Annotated in this window: 1 protein-coding gene; it reads right to left on the minus strand. The window is 67.3% G+C overall.

Translation table 11 applies throughout. From position 1 onward, the window contains the following. Positions 1 to 254, minus strand: a 254-nt coding sequence (locus tag ACQG3P_RS20720) for a DnaB-like helicase C-terminal domain-containing protein (protein ID WP_426806104.1), incomplete at both ends; no start/stop codon positions are given.

Genomic DNA, 254 nt, shown 5'->3' on the forward strand with positions numbered 1-254 from the left:
AGGTAGGTGAGCGGCCAGGCCGGAGCGCTTCTTCCGCGGCGCTGCCCCAGTGCTATCCGCATCGGCCGTCGACTGCTTCGGCTGCCACCATTCCGGCAGCGTAGAGAACCGGAAGTACTCCGGCTGGTACTGAACCCTGGCCCTGCCGGGCGCGCCGTCGCGCTGGATCGCGACAATCAGTTCCGCAGTGCCCTCCCACCGGCTGTCCGTGTGGTAGAGCTCATCGCGGGAGATGAAGATCACGGCCTCGGCGT

Origin of the sequence: Stenotrophomonas sp. SrG, from assembly GCF_050031795.1 — a bacterium.
Taxonomy (GTDB): Bacteria; Pseudomonadota; Gammaproteobacteria; order Xanthomonadales; family Xanthomonadaceae; genus Stenotrophomonas; species Stenotrophomonas rhizophila_A.